Source organism: Bryocella sp. (genome assembly GCF_058498515.1).
Genome location: NZ_JBMHYI010000059.1, coordinates 1 through 5,608, shown reverse-complemented (window position 1 = coordinate 5,608; position 5,608 = coordinate 1). Strand labels below are relative to the sequence as shown.

The window sequence follows — 5,608 nt, the reverse complement described above, 5'->3', positions numbered from 1 at the left end:
TCGCGGCCCAGAAAGAAACCCAGCGATAGTTGAAAGTGGTCATACCCCATCGACCGGCTCAAATCGGTCGGCCCCAGCGTGAAGGTCATCTCAACGGCATCCTTCACCCGCTTCACCGCATCCAGCGACCACTCCTGCACCCTCGCAAAGCCATGCGATGGGCCAGGATGACCATCAATCCGATCTCGTTTGCGATCTCCGGCAAACCACGGAAACACAACCGGAATTCCACCGCGAATGGGCTTACCCTCCGCAAACTCGCTTGTATGACTCACCAATATCGCCGGCTCAAACCCCTCAGGCTGCCACGCGGTCAGGTGCGCACCCTGCAGATAGATCGTAGCGATCACATCTGGTGTAGCCACCTGCACGTACACCAACCCATTCGTCGTGCCAAAGCGCACACCCTCGACGTTGAACTGCTGCCGCAATGTGTCCACAGTAGCCATCAAACGCCAAACACCTTCCGTATGTACTCACGGTCAGGCGCAATCGCAGCCGTATCCGAACCCTGCGGCGTGCCGCCCTCTTCGTCCATCAACCATCCACTCCAGCCGGTCTTGGCAACCGCTGCCGCGAGCTTCTCAAAACCCCAATCACCCTGCCCCAGCGGCACCTGAGTCTTGTTGTCCTTGAACGTCTTCAAATGGCAGCCCACAATTCGCTTCGAGTTGCGCATCATGAACTCTGACGGATCGCCGCCACCCTGATACGCGTGACCGGCATCCATCAGGAAATTCACCAAAGCCGGGTCGCTGTGGTCCGCAATGCCCTGGTTCTCGGCATTGTGGTTCGCGAACTCATGCGTGTGGTTGTGATACGCGAGCGCCATGCCATGATCCTTGCATACCTTGCCGTACTGTTCCAACTGCGCGCATTTTGCCTTCAGCGCATCCTCGGTAAAAACACCCGTCGGCGACAATCCGCCCGAACTCATCACGATGTAATGCGCGCCGAGCGCAGCGCCGCCATCGCAGGTCTTCGCGAGGTCGCTCTTCGCGGCTTCGTCCATGGACGTGTGCATGCCAATGAAGGTAGAACCAACGGCATCCAGCTTGGCGCGCGCCGGCGCGGGATTTGCGAACTGATCGCTGACGAAATGCACATTCGTCTCAAACCCAACGTAGCCCAGATCCTTGGCTTGCTTCACAAACCCAACGATCGCGTCGAAGTCCCCTGCTTTCGGCCCGAACCCATTCAATTGGCATCCCACCCGCGGCTTCGTCCCTTCCGCCCAAACGCGTGCGCCAACCGTGGCCATGGCCGAGGAAACGAGAAACGTCCTGCGGGTCATTTCGACAAACTTCATTTGAGCCCTCCAATAGGTAGCAATCGATTACACGAAGAGCATACATCCTCCAGCTAGGCTTGCGCTTCCAGCTGCTTCATGCGCTGGGCGAGTCTCTCAATAAACTCATAAGTGAGCGGCGGCAGAGCGCGCGACGATGGGATGATCACCGCCATCTGCATCGCATCTGACATCCCGAACGCAAGCGGCCGCCATACAACCGTGCCGTTTGCAATTTCATCCAGAAACGCAACCTTGCTGATAAACGCGATCCCACGGCCTGCCGCAATCAGGTGCTTCAGCATGACCGTCGAATTGCACGTCACCACGGGCACGAGGGTGTTCCAAAGGTCGGCCATGTCCGACGACACAATGCTGTCCACACTCGTAAGTCCGCCACTGCGCAGGATGGCGTGCCCCTTGCAATCTTCCACGGTAACGCTCTGCTTTTTCGCGAGCGGATGTGCGCTATCCATCACGACGCCCGCAGGAAAGTTGAACATTGCGAATGCTTTTACGCCGACTGCTGTTCTGTTGAAGAAGGTAATGCCCACATCACACTGCCCTGAAGACACCTTCTCGACGATCTTCTGCGGCGCTACCGCCGCAACCGAGTAAGTAACGGCCGGATAGAGTTGCGCAAAATCTACGACTGTCGCAGGCAGGACCCGGATGAGCAGAGAGTCCAACGCAGCCACCTTGATATGCCCGGTTCGCTCTCCCTTAAGAGCATCGAGCTGCATCCGCAGGTCCTGGTAGTCCTCCATCGTGCTGCGAATATGAAGTAGCACGCGCTCTCCGGCAGCGGTCAAGCGTATGCCGGTCGGCAGGCGGACGAATAACTCCGTGTTCAGCTCCTGTTCGAGGTTCAGTATCTGTCGATTGACTGCGCTCGAGGCAACATAAAGATTCCGCGCTGCTTTTCGAATCGACCCACAGCGAGCTACCTCTACGAAATACTTCAATACAGTGGCATGCATAAAATTCCTTTGGCCGCTCTTTCAACTACCGTCCGCTCCACACCGGAGCGCGCTTTTCACGAAACGCACGAACGCCTTCCTCGGAGTCTTCCGCTTCCAGCGCTTCGATCAACGCCGGCAAACGTGCCCGCTGTGCTTCAACCGGTGTAAGCGTCGAGGTCAATCGCGCGCATTGCTTGATGGCTCGCAACGATGTTGGCGCGCAGGCGAGAATGTCCTTCACCCACCGGCCAACAGCCTCGTCCAATCCTGCACGCGGGGCGACTTCATTAATGAGCCCCATCGTGAGTGCTTCCCGCGCAGAGATGTGCCGGCCCGTCATTAGCATTCCCATCGCATGCCGGTAAGGGATCTGCCGCTGCAGCAACACGGCTCCACCATCAAGCGGAATATGTCCAACACGCGGCTCAGGCAGGCCGAACTTCGCATCATCGACGGCCACGATGATGTCGGCGCCAAGCACCATCTCAAAGCCACCACCCAACGCATATCCATTCACGCGCGCAATGACAGGAATATTCAGCGTCTCACGTAGGGCAATGCCCCCAAAACCTCCAGGCGTTGGATGAGCCCAATAATCCAATCCATATCTGCCGGGCTCCTTGAGATCGGCCCCGACACAAAAGGCGCGGTCCCCTTCGCCAGTAAGGACGATGACACGTACATCCGTGCTGGCTTCAAGAGAAGACCAGATCGCCAACAGCTCATCTCTGGTCGCTGAATCTACCGCATTCATCGCAGTGGGACGGGATAGCGTGACGGTTGCTACATGGTTCTCGATCGTCAGACGAACATTCATCGTTCCACAGCCTTCCTCATTCGGTCTTCCATTCCCCTAATTTCTGGCGCGGACTTCTGCCATCACTTCTTCGGTATGCTGCCCCAATCGCGGCGGCGGTATTCTCACACTGACCGTCGACCGAGAAAGGTGAACAGGGTTGTTCACAAGCCGCAGATGCTGCCCCTCGCCAGGGCCCTCCAGAATCATCTGATTCACAGCCGTCTGAGGATCTTCGAGGGCTTCTTTCATCGTGCGGACCGGAGCGCAAAGGATATCCTCTTCATCGAGCTTTTCAATCCAATGCGCCTTGGTGTTCGTGATGAACTTCGCGCGGAAGGCAGCTTGCAGCTCCGGCTTGTTGTTGAACTGTTCGGTGAGATTTGCAAACTTGGGATCGGCGGAAAGATCAGGCAAGCCGAGAGCGTCGCAGATGTTTCTCAACGGATTTTCCTTGAAAGCACCAACCATAACGATAGGCCCATCAAGCGTTTCGAAAACCCCGCAAAGCGGCATCGCAGCCCAGTTCACCTCGGAGTCCGACATCATATGCATCGCCGCCTCCTGCATCTGAAGCGCGAGCATGGAGTCGTACAAACAGACGTTCACCTTCTGGCCTTCTCCGGTCTTGCTACGCTGGATCAGTGCAAGAAGAATCCCCTGCACCATGTGCATGCCGGCCGCGTAGTCCGCCGGAGACACTGGATAGAGTGACGTTGGAATGGAAGCGTCCGCCTTCCGCATCATTACGCCGCTCAACGCCTGCGCCAGAAAATCCTGCCCTCCCTTGTGCGCATGCGGTCCAGTCTCTCCATAGCCTGTACCAACCGCATAGATGATGGCCGGATTAAGCTTCATGCAATCTTCATATCCGAGGCCGAGACGCTGCATCACGCCCGAACGAAAGTTATTGACGACGACATCGGCTTCCGCGATGAGCTTGCGCACCATCGACATCTGCTCTGCGTCACGCAGGTCGACTGCGACACTTCGCTTGTTACGGTTCAGGCTGCAGAAGATCGGGTTATCAGCTCCGGCAATCTGCTTGAAGCTCGACCGGCTGAGATCGCCGGCATGCGCGCGCTCGATCTTGATGACGTCGGCGCCAAAGTCTGCAAGAGTCTGCGTGCAGACAGGCCCCATCATGACCTGCGTAAAGTCGATGACGCGTATGCCATTGAGCGGCAGCTCGTTTTCATTTGGTTCTGTTTTAGTTTCCATGGTTCTCCGCGAATTGTTTGGCTATAGCCAGTGATGGAACATCTGAATTTTTGCCGGCTTGATCTCCAGGGTCCGCTCCCTGCTGACGAAGCAGTCGTTGCACGGCAGCGACATCGACGTTGCGCACTGCGACAGAGGCGTTGATCGCAAGCGCTGCAGCAACGCCGGCGGCCTCGCCCATTGCCATACATGGAGGGATCTCACGTGACATTTTCTGCGCCTGCGACGTTGCAGAGTAGTGACGGCCCGCGACCAGCAGATTGTCGATCTTCTGCGGAACGAGGGTGCGATACGGCATGAAGTAGTCGCGGCCCCGAGCAATGCTATCGGGAAAGCGCGTTCTCGCAGCGAGGTCTTCCTTCGTCATCACGTACTCGCCTTCAAGCAACCGCGTCTGGCGAACGCCCGTCTGTGGAGCAACATCAACGACGTAACAGTTCTCAAAGCCAGGCAACTTGTTGCGCGCAAACTCTACCGCTGCGTAGATGTGCTTTCGGCCTTTGACCTCTGCTGTTGTTAGGTCTTCGACATTCACGCCATCGAGGCCGAGCATGTGTGGACAGTTGCACCAAACAACTCCGGGAAGCGGTGTCTTCAGCCACCACAGCCCCCACGAACCTCCGAGGATCTGCTTGATCTCCTTATCCAATTGTGCGTACGTTTCCGGATCTTCACGCTCAAAGCGTTCAGCTTCGTCTGTATCGACGCCCCCGAGACGAAAGACCGTCGTCAGCATGTACCGTCCACTGATATGCGGAGCCTCCGCAGAAGATGCGACGTCAAGGTCTCCGGTGGCATCGATCACAACATCGCCAAGAATCGCTTCTGTTCCCTCTTTGGTGTTGCAGATAACTCCCTTCACCTTGCCGTCTTCCACGAGCGTCTTTGAAAACCACGAATGGAGTCTTAGCTGGATTCCATGCTCTTGCACCATATCCAGCGCAACGCGCTTCCACGCATCGGGATCGAAGGCGGCAGCGAAACAGATGGGATGAGGCTTCGTATGCGTGTGAAAATCGAAGGCGCCCCAGCGTGTCCAGCGGCGCAACGAATCAGGATCGGTTCCCCACTCATCCGACTTAGGGAACTTCGCCAGTCCCATGGCCGCCATGCGCTCGATCATCGTGAGCATAATTCCACGCACTGAAATCTCCTGCTGGTGGTTGTCCCACATATCGTCGAGCACCAACACCATGCCACCCGAGGCCAGCCCGCCGAGATAGTTGTAACGCTCCAGCAGGATGACCTTCACGCCGTTGCGCGCAGCAGCCAGCGCTGCCGCAAAGCCGGCTGGGCCGCCACCAACAACGACAACATCTGCCTTCGCGGCTACCTTGATCT

General features: G+C 57.2%; 6 protein-coding genes. All 6 read right to left on the bottom strand.

The annotated features are described in order from the left end of the window. Window positions 1–449, bottom strand: a 449-nt coding sequence (locus AC5E6W_RS17325) for an aldose epimerase family protein (protein ID WP_491753583.1), incomplete at its 3' end; no start/stop codon positions are given. After that, complete coding sequence (locus AC5E6W_RS17320; RefSeq protein ID WP_491753582.1) at window positions 449–1,309, bottom strand: sugar phosphate isomerase/epimerase family protein; 861 nt, start codon at window positions 1,307–1,309, stop codon at window positions 449–451. The genes AC5E6W_RS17325 and AC5E6W_RS17320, both read right to left, overlap by 1 nt. Window positions 1,310–1,362: 53 nt before the next feature. Further along, window positions 1,363–2,268: a LysR family transcriptional regulator gene (locus AC5E6W_RS17315; protein ID WP_491753581.1), complete on the bottom strand. Its 906-nt coding sequence runs from the start codon at window positions 2,266–2,268 to the stop codon at window positions 1,363–1,365. 25 nt (window positions 2,269–2,293) lie between these two features. Then, the gene (locus AC5E6W_RS17310; protein ID WP_491753580.1) at window positions 2,294–3,067 is read right to left on the bottom strand and encodes an enoyl-CoA hydratase-related protein; all 774 of its coding nucleotides are present in this window, start codon (window positions 3,065–3,067) and stop codon (window positions 2,294–2,296) included. A gap of 36 nt (window positions 3,068–3,103) precedes the next feature. Then, a complete protein-coding gene (locus AC5E6W_RS17305) occupies window positions 3,104–4,267 on the bottom strand; it encodes a CaiB/BaiF CoA transferase family protein (RefSeq protein WP_491753579.1) in 1,164 nt (387 codons plus the stop codon). After that, window positions 4,257–5,608, bottom strand: a 1,352-nt coding sequence (locus tag AC5E6W_RS17300; RefSeq protein ID WP_491753578.1) for an FAD-dependent oxidoreductase, incomplete at its 5' end; no start/stop codon positions are given. The genes AC5E6W_RS17305 and AC5E6W_RS17300, both read right to left, overlap by 11 nt.

Bases quoted from the DNA above. Each gene is read 5' to 3' on its own strand.
- AC5E6W_RS17320 (WP_491753582.1), bottom strand. From the start codon at position 1,309: ATGAAGTTTGTCGAAATGACCCGCAGGACGTTTCTCGTTTCCTCGGCC.
- AC5E6W_RS17315 (WP_491753581.1), bottom strand. From the start codon at position 2,268: ATGCATGCCACTGTATTGAAGTATTTCGTAGAGGTAGCTCGCTGTGGG.
- AC5E6W_RS17310 (WP_491753580.1), bottom strand. From the start codon at position 3,067: ATGAATGTTCGTCTGACGATCGAGAACCATGTAGCAACCGTCACGCTA.
- AC5E6W_RS17305 (WP_491753579.1), bottom strand. From the start codon at position 4,267: ATGGAAACTAAAACAGAACCAAATGAAAACGAGCTGCCGCTCAATGGC.